General features: G+C 74.2%; 25 protein-coding genes. 13 read left to right on the forward strand and 12 right to left on the reverse strand.

Going from position 1 to position 25253, the window contains the following annotated elements; genetic code table 11:
• Positions 1-12: 12 nt before the first annotated feature.
• Positions 13-996, reverse strand: coding sequence for a carbohydrate kinase (locus GC157_08010; protein ID MBI1377410.1), 984 nt, complete (start codon positions 994-996; stop codon positions 13-15).
• Between the two features lie 209 nt (positions 997-1205).
• On the opposite strand from GC157_08010, the gene GC157_08015 reads away from it, so the two are divergent.
• Positions 1206-1439 (forward strand): BldC family transcriptional regulator, encoded by a 234-nt coding sequence (locus tag GC157_08015; GenBank protein ID MBI1377411.1) that lies wholly within the window; start codon positions 1206-1208, stop codon positions 1437-1439.
• A 37-nt stretch (positions 1440-1476) separates the two neighbouring features.
• On the opposite strand, the gene GC157_08020 is transcribed toward GC157_08015, so the two are convergent.
• Positions 1477-2211: a TetR family transcriptional regulator gene (locus GC157_08020; GenBank protein ID MBI1377412.1), complete on the reverse strand. Its 735-nt coding sequence runs from the start codon at positions 2209-2211 to the stop codon at positions 1477-1479.
• 5 nt (positions 2212-2216) lie between these two features.
• Positions 2217-4502, reverse strand: a complete 2286-nt coding sequence (locus GC157_08025) for an MMPL family transporter (GenBank protein MBI1377413.1) — start codon at positions 4500-4502, stop codon at positions 2217-2219.
• Positions 4503-4710: 208 nt separating this feature from the next.
• Here GC157_08025 and GC157_08030 point away from each other — a divergent pair, with 208 nt between their 5' ends.
• Complete coding sequence (locus tag GC157_08030; protein MBI1377414.1) at positions 4711-5607, forward strand: enoyl-CoA hydratase; 897 nt, start codon at positions 4711-4713, stop codon at positions 5605-5607.
• A gap of 69 nt (positions 5608-5676) precedes the next feature.
• Here GC157_08030 and GC157_08035 read toward each other — a convergent pair whose 3' ends face one another.
• The 7 genes from GC157_08035 to GC157_08065 are packed head-to-tail and all read right to left on the reverse strand — an operon-like array spanning position 5677 to position 12956.
• Positions 5677-6840, reverse strand: a complete 1164-nt coding sequence (locus GC157_08035; GenBank protein MBI1377415.1) for an acyl-CoA dehydrogenase — start codon at positions 6838-6840, stop codon at positions 5677-5679.
• 1 nt (position 6841) lies between these two features.
• The gene (locus GC157_08040) at positions 6842-8071 is read right to left on the reverse strand and encodes an acyl-CoA dehydrogenase (protein MBI1377416.1); all 1230 of its coding nucleotides are present in this window, start codon (positions 8069-8071) and stop codon (positions 6842-6844) included.
• 14 nt (positions 8072-8085) lie between these two features.
• Positions 8086-9129 (reverse strand): phosphotransferase, encoded by a 1044-nt coding sequence (locus tag GC157_08045; GenBank protein ID MBI1377417.1) that lies wholly within the window; start codon positions 9127-9129, stop codon positions 8086-8088.
• On the reverse strand, positions 9126-9578 hold the full coding sequence (locus GC157_08050) for a dehydratase (protein ID MBI1377418.1): 453 nt from the start codon (positions 9576-9578) through the stop codon (positions 9126-9128). Before GC157_08050 ends, GC157_08045 begins: the two co-directional genes overlap by 4 nt.
• 25 nt (positions 9579-9603) lie before the next feature.
• Positions 9604-10365, reverse strand: coding sequence for an SDR family oxidoreductase (locus tag GC157_08055; GenBank protein ID MBI1377419.1), 762 nt, complete (start codon positions 10363-10365; stop codon positions 9604-9606).
• 36 nt (positions 10366-10401) lie between these two features.
• Positions 10402-11478 carry a dihydrodipicolinate reductase gene (locus GC157_08060; GenBank protein ID MBI1377420.1) on the reverse strand — a complete coding sequence of 359 codons (1077 nt, stop codon included), beginning with the start codon at positions 11476-11478 and terminating at the stop codon, positions 10402-10404.
• Positions 11475-12956: an acetyl-CoA C-acyltransferase gene (locus GC157_08065; GenBank protein ID MBI1377421.1), complete on the reverse strand. Its 1482-nt coding sequence runs from the start codon at positions 12954-12956 to the stop codon at positions 11475-11477. Before GC157_08065 ends, GC157_08060 begins: the two co-directional genes overlap by 4 nt.
• On the opposite strand from GC157_08065, the gene GC157_08070 reads away from it, so the two are divergent.
• The 7 genes from GC157_08070 (at position 12898) to GC157_08100 (ending at position 20252) form a co-directional block, all read left to right on the forward strand.
• A complete protein-coding gene (locus GC157_08070; protein ID MBI1377422.1) occupies positions 12898-13656 on the forward strand; it encodes a glucose 1-dehydrogenase in 759 nt (252 codons plus the stop codon). The genes GC157_08065 and GC157_08070 overlap by 59 nt on opposite strands.
• 54 nt (positions 13657-13710) lie before the next feature.
• Positions 13711-14502 carry an SDR family NAD(P)-dependent oxidoreductase gene (locus GC157_08075; GenBank protein MBI1377423.1) on the forward strand — a complete coding sequence of 264 codons (792 nt, stop codon included), beginning with the start codon at positions 13711-13713 and terminating at the stop codon, positions 14500-14502.
• Positions 14503-14591: 89 nt separating this feature from the next.
• Positions 14592-15353 carry an SDR family NAD(P)-dependent oxidoreductase gene (locus tag GC157_08080; GenBank protein MBI1377424.1) on the forward strand — a complete coding sequence of 254 codons (762 nt, stop codon included), beginning with the start codon at positions 14592-14594 and terminating at the stop codon, positions 15351-15353.
• Positions 15353-17077 (forward strand): phenylacetic acid degradation protein PaaN, encoded by a 1725-nt coding sequence (gene paaN / locus GC157_08085; GenBank protein MBI1377425.1) that lies wholly within the window; start codon positions 15353-15355, stop codon positions 17075-17077. Before GC157_08080 ends, paaN begins: the two co-directional genes overlap by 1 nt.
• On the forward strand, positions 17074-18540 hold the full coding sequence (locus GC157_08090) for a 9-cis-epoxycarotenoid dioxygenase (protein ID MBI1377426.1): 1467 nt from the start codon (positions 17074-17076) through the stop codon (positions 18538-18540). The genes paaN and GC157_08090 overlap by 4 nt, the downstream gene beginning before the upstream one ends.
• Position 18541: 1 nt before the next feature.
• On the forward strand, positions 18542-19537 hold the full coding sequence (locus tag GC157_08095; GenBank protein ID MBI1377427.1) for an SDR family NAD(P)-dependent oxidoreductase: 996 nt from the start codon (positions 18542-18544) through the stop codon (positions 19535-19537).
• Between the two features lies 1 nt (position 19538).
• Positions 19539-20252 (forward strand): hypothetical protein, encoded by a 714-nt coding sequence (locus GC157_08100; GenBank protein MBI1377428.1) that lies wholly within the window; start codon positions 19539-19541, stop codon positions 20250-20252.
• Between the two features lie 14 nt (positions 20253-20266).
• Here the strand turns inward: GC157_08100 and GC157_08105 are convergent, their stop codons facing one another.
• Positions 20267-21106, reverse strand: coding sequence for a patatin-like phospholipase family protein (locus tag GC157_08105; GenBank protein MBI1377429.1), 840 nt, complete (start codon positions 21104-21106; stop codon positions 20267-20269).
• 11 nt (positions 21107-21117) lie between these two features.
• Here GC157_08105 and GC157_08110 point away from each other — a divergent pair, with 11 nt between their 5' ends.
• The gene (locus tag GC157_08110; GenBank protein ID MBI1377430.1) at positions 21118-21555 is read left to right on the forward strand and encodes a hypothetical protein; all 438 of its coding nucleotides are present in this window, start codon (positions 21118-21120) and stop codon (positions 21553-21555) included.
• Positions 21556-21686: 131 nt separating this feature from the next.
• Positions 21687-22520, forward strand: coding sequence for an enoyl-CoA hydratase (locus GC157_08115; protein MBI1377431.1), 834 nt, complete (start codon positions 21687-21689; stop codon positions 22518-22520).
• Here the strand turns inward: GC157_08115 and GC157_08120 are convergent.
• Entirely contained in the window at positions 22501-23487 is a 987-nt protein-coding gene (locus tag GC157_08120) for an LLM class F420-dependent oxidoreductase (GenBank protein ID MBI1377432.1), read from the reverse strand. The genes GC157_08115 and GC157_08120 overlap by 20 nt on opposite strands.
• Positions 23488-23797: 310 nt before the next feature.
• Between GC157_08120 and GC157_08125 the strand changes: the two genes are divergently transcribed.
• Both GC157_08125 and GC157_08130 read left to right on the forward strand, forming a co-directional pair.
• Positions 23798-24535 (forward strand): DUF1295 domain-containing protein, encoded by a 738-nt coding sequence (locus GC157_08125; protein MBI1377433.1) that lies wholly within the window; start codon positions 23798-23800, stop codon positions 24533-24535.
• Between the two features lie 58 nt (positions 24536-24593).
• On the forward strand, positions 24594-25253 hold a 660-nt coding region (locus GC157_08130), incomplete at its 3' end, for an acetyl-CoA C-acyltransferase (protein MBI1377434.1).

Raw genomic sequence — 25253 nt, forward strand, 5'->3', positions numbered from 1 at the left:
AGAGCGAGCCGGTCACACCGGCAGGTCGGCGAGGTGCGGCGGGTCGGCGCCGGGCCGCGTGCACGTGATGCCGGCGGCCACCACGGCGCGCTCCACGGTGGCGCGCACCAGGTCGAGGTCGGCGAGGTCGTCGCGGGTGCGGCCGGCGGTGGTCCAGAACGCGAGGAACGCGCCGCCGAAGGTGTCGCCCGCGCCCACCGTGTCGACCACCGGCACCGGCGGCACGGCCACCACGGCCTCGGCGTCGGGCAGCAGGACGCGCACGGCGTCGGCGCCGTCGGTGAACAGCACCACGCGCGCGCCGGCGGCCACGAGGTCGCGCGCGGCGTCGAGCGGCTCGGACGCCGGCTCGAGCCAGGCCAGGTCGTCCCCGCTGACCTTCACGACGTCGGCCCGGCGCAGCACGCGGGCCAGCCTCGCGCGGTAGGCGTCCTCGTCGCGGATGATCTGCGGCCGGCAGTTGGGGTCGACCATGACGATGACGTCGTCGGACGCCGCGGCCACGAGCGCCTCGACCGCCGTGGCCACCGGCTCGAGGACCAGGCCCAGCGTGCCGACCGCCAGGGCCGTGACCTCCGGGCCGAGCGCGAGCTCGCCGACCTCGACGGCGGCCGCCGACGTGCCCTCGACGTAGAAGTGGTAGGTCGCCGCGCCGCCGGCGTCGAGCTCGGCGAGGGCGAGCGTGGTGGGCAGCCCGCGCCGCGGCGGCAGCGGGAGGGCGACGCCGTCCGCCTCGAGCAGGGCGGCGATGCGCCGGCCGAAGGCGTCGTCGGACACGCCGCCGCCGAACGCCGTGGCCGCGCCGAGGCGCGCCGCCGCGCGCGCGAGGTTGAAGGGCCCGCCGCCCGGCACGGCGCGGGTGCTGCCGTCCGGGGCCAGGATGAGGTCGACGAGGGCCTCCCCGACCACGAGCAGCGACACCGTGCGCCTCCCTCCGGCCGCCGGGCGGCCTTGCCCCGCGGCCCGGTCGGGCGACCGGCGCGCAGCCGGGGCCACCCTAGTGAGCCGTCCCCGCGCAGGTCAGCCGCGGCGGCGGGAGCAGCCGCGGGACGCTCTCCCTGGAGCGGACGCTCGGTCACGAATGGAGAACGGACCGCGCGTACCGGCCTCCCTCGTGCGATAGTCACCGCCGGACCAAAGGGACCAAACCGGACACCCCGGCGCCCCGGTCCAGTCCCGACACCGGACGTCCTGAGGGGGAGCGCATGACTGGTCGAGTGCCCGAGGCGGCGGACGAGCTCCTCACGCCCGCCGAGGTGGCGGCGCTCTTCCGGGTGGACCCCAAGACGGTCACGCGCTGGGCGAAGGCCGGCAAGCTCACCTCGATCCGCACGCTGGGCGGGCACCGCCGCTACCGGGCCGCCGAGGTCCGCGCCCTGCTCGGCGAGATCCCCGGCCAGCGCGACACCGACGGGGACGCCGCGGCCTCGGGCCAGTGAGCCCCCCGCCGCCGCCCGCGGGCGACGGCCTCCCGGATCAGCCGAGGTCGATGCTGCGCAGCAGCGCGGCGATCTGCTCGCTGCTCTCCCCGGCGCCGACGTCGTCGGCCTCGGGATGGGCGGCGCACACGTAGCTGTGCAGGGCCGCCCCGAGCCCGGCGTTGTGGATCACCGACTCGCACAGGGCGAGGGCGTCCTCCCCGGCGAGCCCGGGCTTGGCCAGGCACAGCGAGACCGCCCCGTGCGCGGCCGCCCACAGCGTGGTCGCGATCCGCCCCGGATCGGTGCCGGGGGCGAAGACCCCCACCTCGATGCAGCGCCCGACCGCCTCGGTGAGGTGGTGGTACGTGGGCCCGCCCACGATGTCGTCGTAGGAGAAGACGGTGCTCGCCGAGCCGTGCCCGGGCATCCGCATCATGGCCAGCCGGTACTGCTCGGGGTTCTCGAGCGCGAACTGCACGTAGGCCAGCCCGCGCAGGCGCAGGCTCTCGAACGGGTCGTCCGTGGTGGCGGCCGCCTGCTCCATGCGCGAGTCGAGCTCGGTGAAGACGTCCTCGCACACCGCGTCGAGCAGGGCGCCCTTGTCGGCGAAGTGCAGGTAGATCGACGGCGTGGTGACGCCGACGCGGTCGGCCACGGCACGCACCGAGACGGCGTCGGCGTCCTGGGCCTCGGCGAGCAGCTCGCGCGCCGCCACGAGGATCTCGGCGCGCAGCAGCTCGCCCTGGCCGCGACGGGCGCGGCGACGAGGGCGAGCTGCTGCGGTCGTCATGCCGATCAGCCTACGGCCACGGGCGCTCCGGGGCGCGGGTCGGAGACGCCGGGATCGTCGTCCGACTCGCGGATGCCGATGCGGTCGTGCAGGCGCCGCAGCGGCCCGGGGGCCCACCAGTTGGCGTCGCCGGCGATGCGCATGAACGCCGGCACGAGCAGCCCGCGCACGATCGTGGCGTCGACCAGCACGGCCAGGGCCACGCCCACGCCGAGCATCTTGATGATGGTGACGCCGCTGGTCGCGAAGGCGATGAACACGAGGGCCATGAGGCCCGCGGCCGAGGTCACCAGCCGACCGGTGCGCTGGAGACCGAGGGCGACCGCCGCGGTGTTGTCGCCGGTGCGGTCGTACTCCTCCTTGATCCGCGAGAGCAGGAACACCTCGTAGTCCATCGATAGCCCGAACGCGATGCAGAACATGAGGATCGGCATCGAGGTGTCGAGCTCCCCGGTGACGGTGAAGTCGCCGAGCCACTGGCTCAGGTGGCCCTCCTGGAAGATCCACACCATGGCGCCGAACGCGGCCGAGAGGCTCAGCGTGTTGGTCACGAGGGCCTTGAGCGGCAGCACCACCGAGCCGGTGAACAGGAACAGCAGCAGGAACGTCGCCACGGCGATGATGCCGAGCGCCCAGGGCAGCCGGGCGCCCATGGCGTCCTGCGAGTCGGCGAACACCGCGGCGGAGCCGCCGACGTACGTCGTGCCCAGGGGTGAGGGCACGTCGCGCAGGTCCGCCACCACCTGCTTGCCGGCGTCGGAGTAGGGCTCGACGTCGACCACGACGGACAGCCACGTGCCCGCGCCGTCGGCCGCGGTGAAGCGCGTGCTCGCCGGGCCGGCGGGCGCGACCTGGGCGCCGCTGGAGAACGAGCCGGTCGCGGCGTCCACCCGGGTGACCCCGGCGACGCGCGAGAGCTGCTCGGCGTACGAGGTCACCACACCGGCCGGTGCCGTGCTCGACGGCGCGACGACGGTGAGCGGGTCGGACTCGCGCGAGTCGAACTTGTCGCGCAGCAGCTGGCCCGCCTGCGCCGCCTGCGCCGAGGACGGCAGCACGCGGTCGTCGGTCTGGCCGAAGGTGACGCGCAGGAACGGCAGGCCGAGGGCCACGAGGAGCGCGACGCCGCCGACGAGGATCGGCCACGGCCGCGCCATCACGACGCGCGAGAGCCGGTACCAGAACCCGTGGTCGGCGGTGCGGGGCGTGGAGCGCAGCACCCGGAACCGGTTGACCCGGCTGCCCAGCACCGCGAGCAGGGCCGGCAGTACGAGCACGGCCGCCAGCACGGCGAGCGCCGTCGTGGCGATGCCGGCGTAGGCGAACGAGCGCAGGAAGAACTGGGGGAACACGAGAAGGGCGGAGAGCGCGATGGCCACCGTGATGCCGGAGAACACCACCGTGCGCCCCGCGGTCGCCACCGTGCGCACCACCGCGTCGTGCGGCTCGCGGCCCGAGGCGAGCTCCTCGCGGAAGCGGGTCACGAGGAACAGCGCGTAGTCGATGCCCAGGCCGATGCCCAGGGCGGTGACGAGGTTGAGGGCGAAGATGCTCACGTCGGTGACCTGCGTGGTGAGGAACAGGGCCAGGAACGAGCCCATCACCGCGATCGCGCCGATCACCGCGGGCAGCCCGGCCGCGACGAGCGCGCCGAAGACGAGCAGCATCAGCAGGATCGTCACCGGGATCGCGATGCTCTCCGCGCGCGCGAGGTCCTTCTCGATCGTGGTGCCGACGGCGTCGAACACGACGGGTGCGCCGTAGACGTGCACGGTCAGCCCGTCGGGGGTGGTCCCGGCCAGGTCCGCCGCGATCTGGCCCGCGCGCTTCTGCGCGGCGTCGCCGCCGTCGGTGAGCCGGGCCGTCACCAGCGCCAGGGTGCCGTCGGTGCTGCGCAGCGCCGGGCTGGGCGCGGCCCAGTAGCTCGTGACGTCGCGGATCCCGGGCTCGGCGGCGAGCCGGGCGGCGAGGGCGCCCCCGGCCGCGGCCGCGGCCGGGTCGTCCACGGAGGCGCCGTCGGCGGCCCCGGCGACCAGCACGATGTCCGAGGGGCCGGCGTCGAAGCGATCGGCCAGCACGGCTGCGGCGGTGGAGGAGTCCGAGCCGGGGTCGTCGAAGCCGCCGGAGGACAGCCGGGCGACGACACCGCCGCCCACCACGGCCGCGACGACGACGAACAGGACGGCGAGCACGAGGATCGGGCGGCGCCGGCGGACGGTGAAGGCGCCGAGCCGGGCGAACCCGCCGGCGGGTGCTGCGGCGCGGTGGGCGCCGGCGGTCGGTGCGGACATCGGGAGCTCCCCGGGGAGAAGGCGGGACGGCCGGGCGGCCGTGCTGACGGCGGTACGTTAACGACGATAAGTGATCAGCGTCAACCTAGCGACGTCAACTTTCTGCCTGCGGGGGGCTGCCCGACGGCGGGCGGGGGAGGCGGCCGCACTACGGTTGCCGGTGCCACCCGCGGCCCGAGGGCGCGGGGCGGACCGACCGGGAGGACCCATGGCCTACGAGCGCATCCGCTACGACGTCGAGGACGGCATCGCCACGGTCACCCTCGACCGGCCCGACCGGCTCAACGCGATCGACCCGCAGATGCGTGAGGAGCTCATCGACGTCGTCGGCGTCGCCGACGACGACCCGGACGTGCGCGTGGTGGTGGTCACCGGCAGCGGCCGCGCGTTCTGCGCCGGCGCCGACGTCTCCGGCGGCTCGGACGCCTTCGACGCGTCGTCGAACGACTGGGGCCCGGACCTCGAGGACTTCCGCGACGGTGGCGGCCGCATCACGCTGCGGATCTTCGCGGCCACGACGCCGGTGATCGCCGCCGTCAACGGCGTGGCCGCCGGGCTCGGGGCCACCATGCTGCTGCCGATGGACCTCGTGCTGGCCTCGCGCGAGGCGCGGTTCGCGTTCGTGTTCGCGCGGCGCGGGATCGTGCCCGAGGCGTCGTCCACCTGGTTCCTGCCGCGCCGTGTCGGCATCGGCACCGCGGCCGAGTGGCTCTACACCGGGCGCAAGGTCGACGCCGAGGAGGCGCGGGCCGCGGGACTGGTCCGCAGCATCCACGAGCCCGAGGACCTGCTGCCCGCGGCGTACGCGCTCGCGCGCGAGATCGCCGACAACACCGCGCAGGTGGCCGTCGGGATGACCCGCCAGATGCTCTGGCGGTTCTCCGGCGCGCCGCACCCCATGGAGGCGCACCGGGTCGACTCGCGGATGAACTACCTGCTCGGCTCGACCCCCGACGTCGCCGAGGGCATCGCGTCCTTCCTCGAGAAGCGCCCGCCGCACTTCCCCGGCCGCCTGCCGCAGGACGCCCCAGCCGCCGCCTACCCCTGGTGGGAGGAGCCGCCGTTCCGGCCGGCGACCGGCCCCTACGCCGAGCCCTCCGCCTGACCCGCGCCTGACTCCCCGGGCGCGCGGGGACCGACCGGCGGATCCGCGCTCCCGGGGAGCGACGACGGGTCAGCGGGTGACGGGGACGTGGCCCTTGATGAGGTTGCGGGCGATCGTGCGGCGCTGGATCTCGTCGGTGCCCTCGAAGATGCGGAACAGCCGCAGCTCGCGGTACCAGCGCTCGATCGGCAGCTCCTTGGTGTAGCCCATGCCGCCGTGGATCTGCAGCACGCGGTCGACGACGCGGTTGGCCATGGTCGCGCCGGACAGCTTCGCCACCGACGACGAGTGCCGCGAGTCGAGGCCCTGCTGCTGCTCCCACGCGGCGTAGAGGGTGAGCCACCGGGCCGACTCGATCTCCACGTGGGAGTCGGCGATCTGCCACTGGATCGCCTGGTAGTCGGCGATCGGGTGGCCCATCGACACGCGGACCTTGGAGTACTCCACGGCCATCTCCAGCAGCCGCTCGGCCGCGCCGATCGCGTGCGCCGGGATCATGTACCGGCCGTTGCCGATCCACTCCATGGCCAGGTCGAACCCGTGGCCGAGCTCGCCGAGCACGTGGTCGCCCGGCACCCGCACCCCGTCGAACACCAGCGACGCCGGTCCCCACTCGCCCATCGTCTGGATGGGGGACGACGTCCAGCCCATGTCGCGGTCGACCAGGAAGCAGGTGATGCCGCCGTCGGCGCCCGGCTCCGCCTCGGTGACGGCGAAGACCATCACGAAGTCGGCCTCGTTGCCCCCGGTGATGAAGGTCTTCTCGCCCGTGATCACCCAGTCGTCGCCGTCGCGCACCGCCCGCGTGCGGATGTTGCGCGCGTCGGACCCGGCGCCGGGCTCGGTGATCGCGAAGCAGGAGCGCCGCTCGCCCTCGAGCGTGGGGATCAGGTACTCCTTCTTCTGCTCCTCGGTGCCGGAGTAGAGGATGTTGTCGGCGTAGCCGCCGAACGTGAACGGCACGAACGTGCGGCCCAGCTCGATCGAGAGCACGGCCGACATCACCGGCCCGAGGTTCATCCCGCCGTACTCCTCGGGGGTGTTGATCCCCCAGAAGCCCGAGCGCCGCGCCTTCTGCTGGATCTCGGCGAGGGTCCCCGGCGGCAGCGAGGGCCGCCCGGCGCGCTCGTTGGCGAGCACCTCCTGCTCGAGCGGCATCACCTCGCGGCGCACGAACTCGCGCACGGTGTCGCGGATCTGCCGCTCCTCGTCGCTGAGCGCGAAGTCGACCATGTCATGTCCTCTCTGGGTGGGCGGGATCCGGACGTGCGCCGCGGTCGCGGCCGAGCTCCTCGCGCGCGACCGACCGACGGTGGACGGCGTCCGGCCCGTCGACGATGCGCAGCACGCGGGCCCACGCGTAGAAGTAGGCGAGCGGTGTGTCGTCGCTGACGCCGGCGCCGCCGAACACCTCGATCGCCCGGTCGATCACCCGCGTCGCCACCCGCGGCGCCGCGACCTTGATCGCGGCGATCTCGGTGCGAGCGCCCCGGGCGCCGAAGCGGTCGATCAGCCACGCCGTCTTCAGCACCAGCAGCCTGGCCTGCTCGATCTCGATGCGCGAGTCGGCGATGAGCTCCTGCACGACTCCCTGGTCGGCCAGCGGCCGGCCGAACGCCACGCGGCTGCGCGAGCGCTCGACCATCAGCGCCAGCGCGCGCTCCGCCATGCCGATCGCCCGCATGGCGTGATGGATGCGGCCGGGGCCGAGGCGCGCCTGGGCGATGGCGAACCCGTCGCCCTCGCCGCCGAGCAGCGAGGACGCTGGCACACGGACGTCGTCGAGCACGAGCTCGGAGTGCCCGTGCTGGTCCTGGTAGCCGAAGATCGGCAGGTGCCGCTGGATGGTCAGCCCCGGCGCGTCGCGCGGCACGAGGATCATCGACTGCTGGCGGTAGGGCTCGGCGTCCTCGTCCGAGCGGCCCATCACGATGAAGACCGCGCAGCGCTCGTCCGCGCTGCCGCTGATCCACCACTTGCGCCCGTTGATGACGTAGTCGTCGCCGTCGCGCCGGATGCTCGTGCGGATGTTGCGCGCGTCCGAGCTCGCGACCTCCGGCTCGGTCATCGCGAACGCGGACCGGATCCGGCCCTCCAGCAGCGGCTCGAGCCAGCGCTGCTTCTGCTCCGGGGTGCCGAACAGGTGCAGCGTCTCCATGTTGCCGGTGTCCGGCGCCTGGCAGTTGATCGCCTCCGGCGCAATCACCGGCGACCAGCCGGAGATCTCCGCCACCGGGGCGTAGTCGAGGTTGGACAGGCCGGACTCGGCCGGCAGGAAGAGGTTCCACAGGCCGCGGCGGCGCGCCTCGGCCATGAGCTCGTCCATCACCGGCGGGTGGGCGTGCGGGTCGTTGGCCGCACGCCACTCGGCGTACGTGCGCTCGGCCGGGAAGACGTGCTCGTGCATGAAGTCCCACATGCGCGCGCAGGTCTCCTGCGCCTTCGCCGAGTGCTCGAAGTCCATCCCGCTCCTCCTGCTCAGCCCGCGTGCCGCACGTGCTCGTCGACGACGGCCAGCCCGGCCGCGGCCACCCGGCGCACCTCGTCGCGCAGGTCGCCGAAGTCCTGGCCCGCCATGGCGCCGCTGTCGACCCGCACCCGGATCCCCTGGGTGATCACGGCGAACTTCAGGTGCGCGAAGGCGAGGTAGAACCACAGGTGGCCCAGGTCGCGACCGGTGCGGGCGGCGTAGCGCTCGACCACCTCCGCCCGCCGGGGGAAGCCGTCGTACGCCGTCCCCGCGGGGGAGAGGGGGCTCGGCGGCTCGCCGGGCTCCACCCAGTAGAAGAGCAGCATGCCGACGTCGGTCAGCGGGTCGCCGAGGGTGGACATCTCCCAGTCGAGCACGCCGCGCACGGGCCGCTCGCCCGGCCCCACCACGCAGTTGTCGAGCCGGAAGTCGCCGTGCACCACGGTGGGCGCCGGGCTCTCCGGCAGGAGGTCGTGCAGGAGGCCGGCGAGCCGGTCCACCTCCTCGACCTGCTCCGTGCGGCTGGCCTCCCACTGCCGGCCCCAGCGGCGCACCTGCCGCTCGAGGAAGCCGGCGGGGCGGCCGAAGTCGCCGAGCCCCACGGCCTCGGGGTCCACCGCGTGCAGGTCGGCGAGGGTGTCCACGAGCCCCAGGCCGAGGCGGTGCCGGGTCTCGAGGTCGTCGGCCAGCCACGGCGGCAGGCCGTCGCGCACGACGTCGCCCTCCACCAGGCTCATGACGTAGAACGGCACGCCGAACGCGGAGCCGTCGTCGTCGAGCACGATCCGCGGCACCGGCACGGCGCTGCCGCCCAGCGCCCGCTGCACCCGCACCTCGCGCGCCATGTCGTGCGCGGTGGCCAGCAGCTCGCCCGCGGGCGGGCGACGCAGCACCAGGCGCCCGGCCGCGCAGGCCAGCTGGAAGGTGAGGTTGGACTTGCCGCCGGCGACCAGCGACGCCGTCGCCGAGAGCCAGGCGTCGTCTCCGGCGGCAGCGGCCACCAGCGGCAGCACCCGGTCGAGCGGGAGCAGGTCGGGGTCGGGCGGGGTCATGCGACGAGCAGGCTCAGCATGTCGGCGACGCAGCCCGGACGGTCCGAGCCGTCGATCTCGACCGTGACCCGCGTCAGCGCCTGCACGCCGAGCGAGGCCGGCGTGAGGCTCACCAGCTCGACGCCGGCCCGCACCCGCGAGCCCACCGGGACGGGGGACGGGAAGCGCACCCGGTCCGAGCCGTAGTTGACGCCCATGCTCAGCCCGTCGACGCGGTAGACGTCCTGCACCAGCATCGGGATCAGCGACAGGGTGAGGAAGCCGTGGGCGATGGTGGTGCCGAAGGGCCCGCCCGCCGCCCTCTGCGGGTCGACGTGGATCCACTGGTGGTCGCCGGTGGCGTCGGCGAACGCGTCGATCTGCTCCTGCGTCACCGTGTGCCACCCGCCGTGGCCGAGGTGGCTGCCGACCGCTGCCTCGAGCTCCGCGAGCCCCGAGAACGTGCGCACGTGTCTCCTCCTGTGTCGCCGTCCGTCAGGACAGCGGTCCGCCGGCCACGTAGAGCACCTGGCCCGAGATGTAGGACGCCTCGTCCCGCACGAAGAACGACGCCGCGGCCGCGACGTCGTCCGGCACCCCCGACCGCCCGACCGGGATCTGCGCGATCGCGGCCGCGCGGAAGTCGTCGAACGACATCCGCATCCGCTCGGCCGTCGCCTTCGTCATGTCGGTCTCGATGAAGCCCGGGGCGATCGCGTTGGCGGTCACGCCGTAGCGGCCGAGCTCCTTGGCCAGGGTCTTGGTGAAGCCCTGGAGCCCGGCCTTGGCCGCGGCGTAGTTGGCCTGGCCGCGGTTGCCGAGGGCGGAGGAGCTGGACAGGTTCACGATGCGTCCCCAGCCGGCCTCGGTCATCGAGGGCAGCACGGCGCGGCTCATGAGGAACGACCCGCGCAGGTGCACGCCCATGACCGAGTCCCAGTCCAGCGCGGACATCTTGGCCAGCAGGTTGTCGCGGATGATGCCGGCGTTGTTCACGAGCACCGTCGGCGCCCCGAGCTCGGCCACCACGCGTGCGACGGCGGCCTCGACCGAGGCCTCGTCGGCGACGTCGGCCCCGATGCCCAGCGTGCGGCGGCCGGGGGCGGCCACCTCGGCGGCGGTCGCCGCGGCCGAGGCCTCGTCGAGGTCGACGAGCGCGACGTCGAGCCCGTCCGCGGACAGCCGGCGGGCGACGGCCGCGCCGATCCCCCGCGCGGCTCCGGTGACGATGGCGACTCGTGCTGTCTCGGCGGTCATGCGAGCTCCAAGGTGGGTCGTGGGGGGAGCGCCGGCTCAGGCCTGCGCGCGCAGGGACGGGTGCCAGGGTAGGAGGGTCGGCAGCTCGAAGATCCCGGGTGGTGCCTGGCAGACGACCGGGATGGCCGCCACGACCGGTGCGGCGGTGGCGTACTGCTCGGCGCGCGTCAGCCGGCCGTCGGGGTTGGGCGGCTCGGTGAGGTCGATCGACATGCGGATCCCCGGGACGCCCTCGACCTCCACGGTCCACAGGTGGAAGTCCTCGAACCCGGGCAGGTCGCGGTCCATGATCCAGTTGATCGACAGCGTGAGGAAGCGGCGTCCGTCCACGATCGCGTGCCAGCGCCAGCAGGTGCCGGCCACCGTGCCGGGCTCGATGACGCCGGCCCGCACCTCGAGGCGGCGCGTGGCCGGGAACATCTCGTGGTCCGGCTCGATGCGCTCGACCTGCACGCCGATGCTGTCGGTCGCGTAGCGGATCGCCTCGGAGAACAGCGTGGCGTAGAGCGTGGGCAGCGGGCCGTCGAGCAGGGCGGGCGAGGCGGGGTCGGACCCCATGCCCATCACGTCGAAGACGAACTCCGGGCTCGGCATGCCCGAGGCCTCGACCACCTCGCGCACGGTGATCGACCGGACGTCGAGGCACATGCCGGTGGCGGTCAGGGCGAGCCGCTCGAGCACCACGCCCGGGTTGATGCCGGTGCCGAACAGGGTGACGCCGCCGCGGCGCGCCGCGGACGCGAGCAGCTCCTCGCGCTCCGGGCCGTGCGCGCGGGGGTAGTGCTGGCCCTGCGTCGTGATGACGTTCTTGCCGGACTCCAGCAGCGCGAGGATCTCGGCGTCGCCGGACTCGTAGGGGACGCCGATCCGCGCCGTGTGCAGCACGACGTCGGCGTCGAGGGCGAGGATCTCGTCGAGGTCGTGGGTGGCCAGCACCCCGGTGGGCTCGCGGCGCGCGATCTCGCCGGCGTCCTTGCCGACCTTGCGGTCGGAGTAGACGTAGAGGCCCACCAGCTCGAGGTCCGGGTGGTCGAGCACCGCGCGCAGCGTGGTCTTGCCGACCGCGCCCGTCGCCCACTGGACGACGCGCCAGGGCCGCCCGGCGTCCGTCACGAGCCGCTCCCCAGCCGCTCGACGACCAGTGCCGTGGCCAGCCCGAGGGCGGCCGGGATCGTGAGCACGGCGTACCGTCCGCCGGTGCGCTCGAGGGCGTCCATCGCCGTCGCGAGCAGGATCCCGCCGCTGGCCCCGAGCGGGTGCCCCATGGAGACCGCGCCGCCGTCGACGTTGACGATCTCGTCCGCGAAGCCGAACGCCCGCTGCACCAGCATCGGGCTGACCGAGAACGACTCGTTGGCCTCCACGATGTCGACGTCGTCCGCGCCGATGCCCGCGGCCTTGAGCGCCCTTCCGATCGCGTCGACCGTGGCGGTGAGCAGCGGCGAGCGCACTCCGGCGGTGGCGGCCGACAGGATCCGGGCCCGCGGCTCGCGGCCGAGCAGGTCGGCCGCGCCCCGGGTGGCGATGACGGCGGCGGACGCCGCGTCGACCATCTGCGGCGCGGACGCGGCGGTGTGCACGGGGCGGAAGCCGCCGAGGCCCAGCCGCCGCTCGACCCGGGCGTGGGCCACCGCGTCGTCCGGGAACAGCAGCGGCATCGCCTCGAAGTCGGCCAGGGTCATCTGCGGACGGATGGCGTCGTCGCGCGCGAGCACCACCTCGCCGGACGCGTCCCGCACGGGGACGACGCTGCGGTCGTAGTGGCCCTCGGCCCAGGCGGCGGCCGAGCGCTGGTGCGACCGCAGGGCGTAGGCGTCGAGCTCGGGCCGGTCGAGCCCCACGACGTGGGCGGTGGCGTCGGCGGAGACCCCGATCGTCACGAACCCGGTGAGGTCGGCGAGCGCCTCGTCCTGCTCGATGGCCGGCCGGTCGGAGAGCATCGGCACGCGCGACATGGACTCGACGCCGCCCGCCACGGTGATGTCGGCCATGCCGCTGGACACCTGCGCGCAGGCGGCGGCGATCGCGTCGAGGCCGGAGCAGCACAGGCGGGAGACCACGGATCCGGACACCTCGTCGGGCCAGCCGGCGGCGATCACCGCGGACCGCGCGATGTCGGCCGCCTGGTCGCCCACGACCGAGCTGACCCCGAGCACGACCTCGTCGACGTGCACGCCGCGCTCGGCGAGGCCGAGCCGCGTGTCGAGCTCGGTGAGCAGGCCGGCGGCCAGCGTCCACGGGGGCACGCCGGCCAGGACGCCGCCGTCGCGGCGCACCCGGCCGCGCGGGGTCCTCACGGCGTCGTACACGTAGGCGTCGAGCACGGTGACTCCCGTCAGTCGACGTCGCCCGCAGGTCGCGCACGGGCGCGCGGTGTCGGGGCGAGGTAGGTCTTCATTACTACAACAAACAGTGTTGCCAGTCAACGGTCCGCCCGGGGTCCTCGGTCGGCCGCGGGCGGGGGCGGCCCGTGTGCCACGCTGGGCGCCGCGTGCCGCCCGGACGCACGCTGCACCGACCCAGGAGGTTGCGATGACCGACACCCGGTTCGAGGGCCGCACCGCGATCGTCACCGGTGCCAGCCGCGGCATCGGCCTGGCGGTGGCCGCGCGCATCGTGTCCGGCGGCGGCCGGGTGTGCATCACGGCCCGCAACGCCGACGCCCTCGCCGAGGCGGTCGAGTCGCTCGGCGGTCCGGACCACGCGATGGCCGTCGCCGGCAAGGCCGACGACCCCGACCACCGGGCCGAGGCCGTGGCCCGCACGGTCGAGACGTTCGGCAGCCTCGACGTGCTCGTGAACAACACCGGCATCAACCCGGCCGCCGGCCCGCTGCTCGACCTCGACCTCGGCGCGGCCCGCAAGATCCTGGAGGTGAACGTCGTCTCCGCGCTCGGCTGGGTGCAGCAGGCCCACCGCGCCTGGATGGCCGAGCACGGCGGCACCGTCGTCAACGTCGCCTCCGTCGCCGGCCTGCGCCCCGCCGCCGACATCGGCTTCTACGGCTCGAGCAAGGCGGCGCTCATCCACCTCACCCAGCAGCTGGCCGCGGAGCTCGGCCCGGGTGTGCGGGTCAACGCCGTCGCGCCGGCGGTGGTCAAGACGCGCTTCGCGACGATGCTGTTCGAGGGGCACGAGGACGAGGTCGTGGCCCGCTACCCGATGCGCCGGCTCGGCGAGCCCGACGACGTCGCGGGCGCCGTGGCCTACCTGGCCTCCGACGAGGCCTCGTGGGTCACCGGGCACGTGCTGGTCGTCGACGGCGGCCTCACGCTGAGCGGCGGCGTGTAGCGCAGGACGCCCGGGCACGGGCACGAGGCGGTCACCGCGGCGGAGGAGGTCGGCATGAGGGTCCAGGGCGCCATCACCCTGGTGACGGGAGCGGGCAGCGGCATCGGCGCCGCCCTGGCACGGCGCTTCGCGGCCGAGGGGGCCGAGCACGTGGTCGTGGCCGACCGCGACGCCGGCGCGGCCGCACGGGTGGCCGAGGAGGTCGGCGGCACCGCGGTCACGGTCGACGTGCGCGACCCGGACGCCGTTCGGCGGATGGTCGAGGCCACCCTCGAGCAGCACGGACGCGTCGACCTGCTGTGCTCCAACGCCGGGATGGCCACCGGCGCCGGGCTCGACGACCCCGCCGCCTGGCAGGCGGCGTACGAGGTCCACGTGATGGCGCACGTGCACGCGGCGCACGCCGTGCTGCCGTCGATGCTCGCGCGGGGGAGCGGCCACCTGCTCAGCACCGCGTCCGCGGCCGGGCTGCTCACCTCCCCGGGCGACGCCCCGTACGCCGTCACCAAGCACGCCGCAGTGGCGCTGGCCGAGTGGCTCGCCGTCACCTACGGCGGCCGCGGCATCGGCGTGAGCGTGCTGTGCCCCATGGGGGTCGACACCCCGCTGCTCGCCGAGCCGCTGGCCGCGGGCGACCAGTACGCGCGCGTGGTGGCCGCCTCCGGAGCGGTGATCGGCGTCGACGCCGTGGCCGACGCCGTGATGGACGGGCTCGGCCGCGACGCGTTCCTCATCCTCCCCCACCCCGAGGTCGCCACGTTCTGGGCGCAGAAGGCGGCCGACCCGGAGCGCTGGCTGTCCGGCATGCGCCGTCTCGTCGACGCGTGGACCGCCGAGGGGACCTAGGCAAGTAACGCCATTAGTTGTAGCGTGCGGCGCATGCCGGAGCCCCGAACCTCGAGCGTCCCCCGTCCCCCCGTCGCCGGGCCGGCGTCGTGAGCGCCACCGTGAGCGGTGCCGTCGCGATCGTCTCGGGCGGCAACCGCGGGATCGGGCGCGCGTTCTGCGAGCAGCTCGTCGCGGGCGGCGCCCAGCGCGTCTACTGCGGCTCGCGCGACCTCGACGCGGTCCCGCAGGAGCTGGTCGACCTCGGCGTCGTGCCGGTGCAGCTCGACATCACCGATCGCGACTCCGTGGCCCGCGCCGTGGAGCGGTGCGGCGACGTCACCGTGGTGGTCAACAACGCCGGCCTGCACGGCCGCGACCGCCTCGTGCTGGCGCGCGACCCCGACATGGCGCGCCAGGAGATGGAGGTCAACTACTTCGGCACGCTCAACATGATCCGCGGCTTCGCGCCGGTGCTCGGGGCCAACGGCGGCGGCGCCATCGTCAACGTGCTCTCCGTGGCGGGCGCGATCCCCACGGCGTTCATGGGCGGCTACTCGCCGGCGAAGTCGGCCACGCTGTTCCTGTCGATCATCGCGCGGGCCGAGCTCGAGCCGCAGGGCACCAGCGTGACGGCGCTGGTGGTCGGCTCGGTCGACACCCGCATGGCCGACCACGTGGAGGGCTCGAAGGAGGACCCCCGCGACATCGCCGCTGCCGGCCTCAAGGCCATGGAGCGCGGCGAGCGCATCAGCGACACCGACCGCATGGCGATCGAGGCGCGCGCCAAGTACGCGCTCGACCCGGTCCGCTGGGAGCGCGGGATGGCCAAGGTGATGCGGAGCGAGGCCGCTCCCACGACGGGTCGGTAGTGCCGGCCACCACGGGCGAAGCGTCGGCGACGTCTCTGTTCGCGCGGCACCGGGACCTGCTCGGCCGCGCCGTCGAGGCCTGCCGCACGCGGCGCAACTGGACGGCGTACCCGGACGACCCGGCCGCGCACCCGGCCGGCGAGGAGGGGCGAGCCGCCGCGGAGCAGTGGTTCGGCGGGCAGCTCGGCCGCCCCTTCGACCTCGACCAGCCGGGGCCCGTCGTGGTGCAGGACGACGAGGTGTCGCCCTACACCGGTGAGCCGCTCGGGATCTCCTACCCCCGCTCGGACGTGGACGCGCTCGTGGCCGCGGCGCTCGCCGCCTGGCCCGCGTGGCGCCGCGCGTCGCACGAGGAGCGCGTGGGCGTCTGCCTCGAGGCCTGCGACCGGCTCTACCGCCACAACCTCGAGCTGGCGTACGCCGCCATGCACACCACGGGCCAGAGCTTCCCGATGTCCTACGCCGGCAGCGGCACCAACGCGATCGACCGAGGGATCGAGGCGGTGGCGCAGGCGCACCTGGCGCACGAGCGCGTCGCCCCGAGCGCCACGTGGTCGCGCGACTTCGGGTCCACCACGGTGCGCCTCGACAAGCGCTACCGGCTGGTGCCGCTCGGCCTCGCCGTGGTGATCGCGTGCGCGAGCTTCCCCGCGTGGAACGCCTACCCCGCGGTGCTGGCCAACCTCGTCACCGGCAACCCGGTCGTGCTCAAGCCGCACCCGAGCTCGGTCCTCCAGATGGCGCTGGCCGTGCGCATCCTGCGCGAGACCCTGGCCGACGCCGGGTTCGACCCGGCGCTGGTGTCGCTGAGCGTCGACTCCGCGGCCGAGCCGGTCGCCAAGCGGCTGGTGCAACACGAGGCGACCCGGATCGTCGACTTCACCGGCTCGGCGGCGTTCGGGTCGTGGATCGAGCAGAACGCCCGCTCGGCCCGGGTGTACACCGAGACCTCCGGCGCGAACTTCGTCGTGCTGGAGTCGGTGGACGATCTCGCCCCCGTGCTGCGCGCCGTCGCCGGGTCGCTGTGCCTGTTCACGGCCCAGATGTGCACGAGCCCGCAGAACGTCTACGTGCCGCGCGACGGCCTGCCCACCTCCGACGGCGTCGTGCCGGCGGAGGAGGTGGCCGCGCGCCTCGCCGAGGCGGTGCGCGCCATCTCCGGCACGCCGCGCCGCGCCGCGGCGGTGATGGGCGCGGTGCAGGCGCAGTCGACGCTCGAGCTGCTCGCCCGCGTGCGCGACGAGGTGGCCGCGCGCGGCACCGTGCTGCTCGAGCCGGCGGCGTACGAGCACCCGGAGCACCCCGCGGCGCGCACCAGCGGTCCGCTGCTCGGGCTGGTCGGGCTCGCCGAGCACGACCTCTTCGCCCAGGAGCAGTTCGGGCCTGTGGGCTTCGTCGTGGTGGCCGACGACGCGGTGCAGGCGATCGAGCGGGCCACGCGCGACGCGCGCGAGGTCGGTGCCATCACCGGCTTCGTCTACTCGACCGACGAGCAGTTCGTCGAGCTCGCCGAGGAGCTCAGCGCCGACGCCGGCGTCGCCCTGTCGGTCAACCTCACCGGCCCGATGCCGCTGAACTTCTCGGCCGCCTACAGCGACTACCACGTCACCGGTCTCAACCCGGCAGGCACCGCCACGCTCAGCGACGAGTCGTTCATCGCGGGGCGATTCCGCGTGGTGCAGTCCCGGCGTCCCCACGTGGGCGCAGGAGAGGAGGACGCATGACCGCGACCGACCGCCCCGTGCTGGCCGCCGCGTCGATGACCGACCCGGACAACCCCTACACGCTGGGCGTCTACGCACCCGTGGACGCCGAGCTCACCGCCGACGACCTCACGGTGATCGGCGAGCTTCCGCGCGACCTCAACGGCGTCTACCTGCGCACCGGCCCCAACCGGCGCTTCGCCGCCCCCGGCCGCTACCACATGTTCGACGGCGACGGCATGGTGCACGCGGTGCACTTCGAGGACGGCCGGGCGCGCTACCGCAACCGGTGGGTCCGCACGAAGGCGTTCGAGGCCGAGTCCGAGGCCGGCCGCGCGCTGTGGACCGGGCTCATGGAGAACCCGCAGGGCAACCCGTTCGGCAACACGCACGGGCTGGGCATCAAGGACTCGGCCAACACCGACGTCATCTACCACCGCGGCCAGGTGCTGGCGACGTGGTACCTCTGCGGCTCGCCCTACGGCGTCGACCCGCTGTCGCTGGAGACCCTCGGGGCGCAGACGTTCCTCGACACGTTCTACGGCGACATGATGGCGCACCCCAAGGTGGACGACGCCACGCACGAGCTCATGTGGTTCGACTACGGGCCGGACCTGCCCTACCTGCGGTACGGCGTCATCGGGGCCGACGGCCGCCAGACGGACCTGGTGCACATCGACATCCCGGGCCCGCGGCTGCCGCACGACATGGCGATCACGGAGAACTACTCCGTCCTCATGGACCTGCCCCTCGTGCAGGACCAGGAGGCGCGCGCGGCAGGCAAGTACCGGATCTACTACGACCAGGCGCTCGTGAGCCGGTTCGCCGTCATCCCGCGCCACGGCACGGCGGAGCAGGTGCGGTGGTTCGAGGCCAAGCCCTGCTACATCTACCACGTCATCAACGCGTGGGAGTCCGGCGACGAGATCGTGATGGACGCCTGCCGGGTGAAGAACCCGCAGCACCAGACCACGTTCGCCACGCCGCTGTCGAACATGCTCGCCTACATGCGGCTCGACGCCCAGCTCTACCGCTACCGCTTCGACCTGCGCACCGGCCGCACCACCGAGACCGCGCTCGACGACGACAACATCGAGTTCCCGTCGGTGGACGCCCGGGTGGTCGGGCTCCCGCACCGGTACTCCTACTCCATGCGGCTGGCCGCCGAGCCGACGCTGCTCTTCGACGGCCTCGTGCGCTACGACTCGCAGGAGGACGTCAAGCAGGAGCACTTCTTCGGCCCGGGGCGCTGGGGCTCCGAGGCGCCGTTCGCCCCGCGCGACGGCTCGACCGGGGAGACCGACGGCTACGTCGTGTGCTTCGTGACCGACGAGCGCGAGGGCACGGCCGAGGTGGACGTGTTCGACGCGACCGACATCGCTGCGGGCCCGCTGGCCCGCGTGCTCCTGCCCGGCCGGGTCCCGGCCGGGTTCCACGCCTGCTGGGTCAGGGGCGAGCAGCTGCAACAGGACGGAGTCCGCTGACATGGACCGCGCGCAGGCCGACGCGATCGACGCCGAGGCGACCGCCGACGACAAGGTGAGCTTCAGCCGCCTCGGGTACGAGATGCGGCGTCCCACCTGGGACGACTCGGACATGAGCCACGTCGCCGGGCGCACGGTCGTCATCAGCGGCGTGACCTCCGGGCTCGGCCGCGCGGCGGCCGAGGGCTTCGCCGCGCTCGGGGCGCGCGTGGTCATGCTCGCCCGCGACGGCGCCCGCGCGCAGGCGGCCCTCGAGGAGATCGAGCAGGCCACCGGCAACCACGACCTGCGCGTGATCGTGTGCGACCTGTCGTCGATGGCCTCGGTGCGCCGGGCGGCCGAGGAGATCCTCGCCACCGAGCCGCAGGTGCACGTGCTGGTGAACAACGCCGGCGTGCTGCTCAACGAGCGGCTGCTGTCCGAGGACGGCTACGAGCTCGTCCTCGCCACCAACCTGCTCGGGCCCTTCCTGCTCACCGAGCTGCTCCTCGACCGCATCGTCGCGAGCGCGCCCTCGCGCATCGTCGAGGTGTCCTCCGGCGGCATGTACAGCCAGCGGATCGACGTCGAGGACCCGCACACCGAGCACCGCGAGTTCATCGGCACCGCCGTGTACTCGCGCACCAAGCGCGGCCAGGTGATCGTCACGGAGATGCGCGCCGAGCGCCTGGCGGGCACCGGCGTCGTGTGCCACTCGATGCACCCGGGGTGGGCCGCGACCCCGGGGGTCTCGTCGTCCATCCCGGAGTTCGAGGCCAAGTTCCGCGACGTGCTGCGTACGCCGGCGCAGGGCGCCGACACCATCGTGTGGCTCGGCTCGGCCGACGAGCCGGCCACCACGTCGGGCCAGTTCTGGCTCGACCGCCGCCCGCGCGAGACCCACCGCACCGACGCCACCCGCGAGACCGACGCCGAGCGCGCCGCGCTGTGGGAGCTGTGCACCACCCTCACCGGGCTCGCGGACCCCGCCGCTTCCCTCGACGGCCAGGAGGCCTGACATGCCCGAGACCCCCGCGCTGCCCCAGGTGCGCCAGCTCGTCTTCCTGGCCGCCGACCTCGACGCCACGCTCGCCGACGCGCGCAGCGGGCTCGGCCTGCGCCAGGGCATCAAGGACGAGCAGGGCATGGCCGACCTCGGCTTCGTGCACGAGGTGCTCACCATCGGCTCGACGTTCCTGGAGTTCACCGCGCCGCTCGGGCCGGACACCATGCCGGCCCGGCTGCTCGCCAAGCGCGGAGGCGACCTCGGCTACATGGTCGTGGTGCAGGTGGACGACGCCGAGCGCACCAAGAAGCGGGCGCTCGACCGCGGGCTCACGCTGGTGATGGAGACCCCGTACGAGGGGCACACGATCACGCAGTGGCACCCGCGCGGGCTCGGCACCCTCGCGGAGTTCGACCAGATCCGCCCGGCCGACTCCTGGCACTACGCGCCGCGCGTGTTCGAGACCGGGTGCACGGACGTCGTCGGCGACTACACCGCCGTGGAGCTCGCCGTGCGCGACCCGCACGCCGTCGCCGCCACGTGGGCCGACGTCCTCGAGGTGGAGGTCGCAGCCGACGGCGTCAGCCTCGACCTGCCGGGCGCGGCGCTGCGCTTCGTGCCGACGGACGGGGCCGAGGGCCTGGTCGCCGTGGAGCTGCCGGCGACCGACCGCGCCCAGGCGGGCCGCACCGTGCGACTGTCCGGCGTCGACTTCCGGCTGGTGTGAGGACGGCGCCCGTCTCAGGCCAGGAGGGCGCGCACGCGGGCGGCGGCCCCCCGGCCCTGCCGGCGTCCCTGCTGCGCCGCGGCGAGGGTGACCCGCGGGTCGAGGGGGTTGGGCCCGAAGGCCGCCTGCGAGCCGGCGTCGGCGGCCACCACCTCGACCGCGGAGCCCTCGCCGAGGCGCTCGATCTCGCGGGCGATGCCACCGCCGAGCTCGGGCAGCAGCGGCGCGAGCACCACCGCCCGGGTGCAGGGCGCCGCGGCCGGGAGGTTGGTGGGCGAGAGCACAGATCCGTCCATGAAGTGCTCGCCGTCGATCACCACGGTGGGCCACACCGAGGGCACGGCGCAGCTCGCGCCCACGGCGTCGAGCCACTCCACCCCGCAGTCGCGGTCGAAGGTCACGAAGCGCCCGGTGTCGGCGCTCACAGCCGTGACGAGCACCTCCCCGGGCGGCCAGTCCTGCCGGCCGGCGAGCACGGCGATCTCCTCGCGGCGCTCGGCCGGGTCCATAGTGGTGGCGGCCTTGGCCGCGTCGCCGATGCGCCTGCGGGCGTCCTGCGCCGAGGACGCGCCGGCGGCCGAGCGGGCCCAGCCGGCGGCCACCTCGGCGAAGTCGATCGACGGCGGGCGCAGGGCCGCGACGTCGGCGAGACCGCTCTCGAGGTCGCCGTCCGCGGGCCGGCTCCGCCGTCCCGCGAGCAGCGAGCCCGCCGAGGTGCCCACCACGCGGAGCCCGTCGGGCAGCAGCACGCCCTCGTCCGCGAGCCCGGCCAGCACGCCCGTCTCCCAGCCCAGGGCGGCGCTGCCGCCGGCCCCCAGCACCAGTGCCACGCTCATCGCGTCCTCCTCGTCCATCCGGAGCTGCCATGACCCCCGCCGAGTCCGACATCGCCACCGCGCTCGTCGGCACCTGGACCCTGACCGCCTGGACCCTGTCCGACGCCGACGGCGAGCGCAGCCCGTACGGCGAGGACCCGGCCGGACTGCTCGTGTACGCGCCCGACGGCGGCATGGCCGCGGTGGTGTCCGAGCGGCGCCGCCCCCTGCTGCCCACGCCGAGCCCGCGCCGGGCCCCGGCCGAGGCCCTCGCGTCGGCCTACCTCGGCAGCTTCTCCTACGCCGGCCGCTGGCGGGTGGAGGGCGGCGAGGTCGTGCACGCCGTGGAGGTGGCGCAGAACCCCGCGCTCGTGGGCACGGAGCAGCGGCGCACGGTGCTGCTCGACGGGACGGCGCTCGCGCTGGTGGCGCAGGAGAGCGCGGGCGGCGCGACGCGCACGCACACGCTGCGCTGGCGGCGCGGCTGACCGCGGCGGCGCGCTCCGGCTGCCCCGGTGTCGTCCCACGGAGCCCTCCCCACCGGTCGTCGCGCCGGCACGCCGCCGGAGTCACTTCGACTATTGCAGTACGACGCCCCTCTCGGCTAGCGTCCACGCGCATGGCAGAGGATCTGGTGCTGCGGTCGGACGAGAACGGCGTCGCGGTGCTCACGCTCAACCGCCCGGAGCGCAAGAACGCGTGGACGATCCCGCTCCAGCGCCGCTACTACGGCCGGCTCCAGGAGTGCGTCGAGGACGACTCCGTGCGCGCCATCGTGGTCACCGGCGCGGGCTCGAGCTTCTGTCCCGGCGCGGACTTCCTCGAGCTGCAGACGTACACGCAGACCGGCGACTTCAACCCGGAGGCGGCCACCATCGAGCAGCCGGACTGGTACCCGATCACCGTCCCCAAGCCGATGGTCGCGGCCGTCAACGGCGCGTGCGCCGGGTTCGGCCTCGTGCAGACGCTCATGTGCGACGTGCGGTTCGCGGTGTCAGGCGCGCGCATGTCCACCGCGTTCGCGCGGCGCGGGCTGCCGGCCCTGCACGCGGCGTCGTACCTGCTGCCGCGGCTGATCGGGGTGAGCCGGGCCACCGAGCTGCTCGTGTCCGGCCGCACGTTCACCAGCGACGAGGCAGCCGACATGGGCCTGGTGCACACGATCGTGCCCGCCGACGGCGACGTCGTGGCGGCCGCGCGCGCCTACGCCGAGGACCTGGCGGCGAACTGCTCGCCGGCGTCGGTCGCGCACATCAAGGAGCAGCTGCGGCACAGCTACGAGCAGACGTTCCTCGAGACGGTCGAGGACGCCGAGGGCCGCGAGCGCACCGCGCTGTCGTCCTTCGACTTCAACGAGGGCGTGCAGAGCTTCGTCGAGCGGCGCCCGCCGGCGTTCGCCCCCTACGGCAAGGGCGGCCTGCCGCGCGAGGGGTTCAGCCCAGCCGGGAGCTGATGCGCGCCACGGCCTCGAGCGTGTGACGCGCCGCGGGGTCGTCGTCGGTGGCCGACGGCACGATCACGACGTCGTCCGCGCCGGCCGCCAGGTACTGCGACAGCCGCTCGGACACGCGCTGCTCGTCGCCCACCAGGCCCACCACCTCGATGAGCTCGGCCGGCACCTCGGCCAGCAGCGCCGTGGGGTGCGGCCCGGACAGCGCCAGGTCGACGAGGTCGCCGAACCCCGCGCGGCGGAACATCTCGGAGTAGCCGGGAGCGGCGAGGTAGCCGACCACACCGCGGCGCAGCTGCTCGATGGCAGCGGGACCGGGGTCGACCGCGCACGTGGTCCACACCGCCACGCGCGGCATCTCGCGGCCCAGCTCGGCCGCGGTGTCGCGCAGCCGGCCGACCAGCTGCGCCACCGAGGCGGGGTCGACGAGGTTGAGCACCATGCGGTCCGCGTGCCGGGCGGCGACGCCGATCGCGCGGTCGCCGAAGGCGGCCACGACGAGCTCCGAGCGGGGCGCGTCGAGCCGCAGCCGGTAGCCGCTGGTGCGCACCACCTCGCCGGGCACCTCGGCCTTCTCGCCGTCGAGGAGCAGCCGCACGGCGCGCGCGGACTCCTCGAGCGCCTGGCCCGGGCGGCTGCGGTCGCGCCCATGCCACCGCTCGACCACGAGGTTGGACGACGTCCCGAGGGCCACCGACACCTCGCGGCCGGTGAGCGTGGCCACCGACGCCGCGCCCATCGCGATCATCATGGGGTCGCGGATCGCGACGCCGAACGGGCCGAGCACCAGGCGCGCCCGGGACATCCGCCCGCCGATGTGCGTGCCGAGGGCGAACGCGTCCCAGGTCGCCATCTCGCCGACCCACACCGCGCCGTAGCCCAGCTCGTCGGCCGCGAGGGCGGTGTCGATGACCTCCGTCGCCGGCCGGTCCTGCCAGAGGCCGAGCGATACCTCGACGCGGGGGCTCACCGGCGTCGTGCCGCTCGGGTGGTCGAGCTCATGCGCGCTCCCTCGTCGTGGGCGTCTCGGTGCATGCACGGACGGTCCTGTTTACTACACCAAACGAAGTAACTCCGGCAAGGGCCTGGGCGTCGACGTCCCGGAAGTCGAGACGCCGGGCGCGGACTCGACGACTGGTGCGCCGAATCCCTTGCACGCGATCCCTGCCACGCACTACAACTAACAGTGCTGTCAAGCGTCAGGAGGACGTGTGGGCGAGGTGTCGTGGGGTCCGCTCGTGGTGGGCCTCGTCGCCGCTGCGGTGGCGATCTGCGTCCTGATGGGAGTCGTGCTCGCCATCTCGGCGCGCAGCGGCAACTGGTCGATCATCGACACGTTCTGGGGCCTGGGCTTCGTCGCCGTGGCCATCACCACGTACGTGATCTCGGCGGGCCACGGTGATGACGGCCGCCGGCTGGTGGCCCTCCTGGTGCCGCTGGTGTGGGGCGTGCGCCTCGCGGCGTACATCCACTGGCGCAACCACGGCAAGGGCGAGGACCCGCGCTACACCGCGCTGATGTCCAAGCGGCAGGGGGCGCTGCTCCCGTTCGCCGTGAAGAACATCTTCTGGGCGCAGGGCTGGGTGATGTGGGTCGTGGCGACGCCGATCGTCGTCGCCATGTACCAGCTCCAGCCGGTCAACTGGCTCACCTGGGTGGGCGTGGCCCTGGGCGCGTTCGGCATCGTCTTCGAGTCCGTCGGCGACGCGCAGCTCGCCCGCTTCAAGTCCGACCCCGCCAACGCCGGGAAGATCCTCGACACCGGCCTGTGGGCGTGGACCCGGCACCCGAACTACTTCGGCGACATCTGCGTGATGTTCTCGTTCTGGCTCATCGCGCTGGGGGCGTGGATCGGTGTCGTCACCGTCGTCGCACCGCTGCTGATGACGCGGATGCTCGTGTCGCGCACGGGCAAGAGGCTCACCGAGAAGCGCATGGCCCGCTCCCGCGGCGACGCCTTCACCGCCTACGCGGCGCGCACGAGCGGCCTGGTGCCGCGCCCGCCGCGCCGCCCGTAGCCGTCGCCGTCCTGCCCGTCGCCCTCCTACCGACTCTGCCGCCCACGAAGGGACCGCTGTGCCCGAGGCCGTGATCGTCTCCGTCGCCCGCTCGCCCATCGGCCGTGCCCTCAAGGGCTCGCTCGCCGGGATGCGCCCGGACGACCTGCTCGCGCAGATGGTGCGCGCCGCCCTCGACCAGGTGCCCGAGCTCGATCCGCGCGAGATCGACGACATGATGATCGGCTGCGTCCAGCCCGGCGGCGAGGCCGACTTCACCATCGCGCGGGTGGTGGCGGTGCTGCTCGGCATGGACCACCTGCCGGGCACCACCGTCAACCGCGCGTGCGCGTCGAGCCTGCAGACCACCCGCATGGCGGCCCACGCGATCTGGTCCCGCGAGGGGGAGGCGTTCGTCTCCGGCGGCGTGGAGTGCGTGAGCCGCTACCCCGCGCACTACCTCACGGGCGACGCCGTGGTGCCGCACCCGGAGTTCGTGGCGGCCGGACGGCGCGAGGCGGCCCGCGTGGCCGCGGGCGAGCCGTGGAGCGACCCGCGCGAGGCGGGGCTGATGCCCGACGTCTACCTGGCGATGGGGCAGACGGCGGAGAACGTGGCGCAGGCGCGGGGGATCTCCCGGGCCGAGCAGGACGAGTTCGGGGTGCGCAGCCAGAACCTGGCCGAAGCGGCGATCGCGTCGGGGTTCTGGCCCGCCGACATCACCCCGGTCACCCTGCCC

Source organism: Frankiales bacterium, assembly GCA_016125335.1.
In the GTDB taxonomy this organism is placed as follows: domain Bacteria; phylum Actinomycetota; class Actinomycetes; order S36-B12; family CAIYMF01; genus Longivirga.